General features: G+C 54.4%; 1 protein-coding gene. It reads left to right on the top strand.

Annotated elements, in window-relative coordinates; genetic code table 11:
* Nucleotides 1-40 precede the first annotated feature (40 nt).
* Nucleotides 41-445, top strand: a 405-nt coding sequence (locus B7P34_RS36245; protein WP_223268633.1) for a hypothetical protein, incomplete at its 3' end; no start/stop codon positions are given.

Here is a 445-nt window from a genome sequence, read left to right as displayed (position 1 = left end):
TCGCGGACCGATCGGGTGCCAGCCGCCTAAACTTTCCGACATGGAGTTTGTTCGATCAGTTCCGGTACCGATGAAGACGCATCCATCCTTCACGGAGAAGTGGCTCCAGGAACGTATCATCGATGACGTCACGCTTCTTGGATTGGGCATTTCCGATCTCGACGTGAAAGACGTCGAGCGACGCCAGCCCGGCGCTGGCCGCCTCGATCTCCTGCTGTTCGATCCGGACACGAACACACGCTACGAAGTCGAAATTCAGCTCGGCCCAACGGATGAGTCCCATATCATCCGAACGCTTGAGTATTGGGATAATGAGCGTCGTAGATTTCCACAGTACGATCACGTCGCCGTGATCGTTGCGGAGGAGATCACCGGCCGTTTTTTGAACGTCATCAGCTTGTTCAATCAGTCCATTCCCCTAATCGCAATCCAAATGTCTGCACTC

This window comes from Streptosporangium nondiastaticum (assembly GCF_003011965.1).
In the GTDB taxonomy this organism is placed as follows: Bacteria; Actinomycetota; Actinomycetes; order Streptomycetales; family Streptomycetaceae; genus Streptomyces; species Streptomyces nondiastaticus.
Note: the sequence above shows the minus strand (reverse complement) of the source record. Positions and strands in the feature narration are given on the sequence as shown.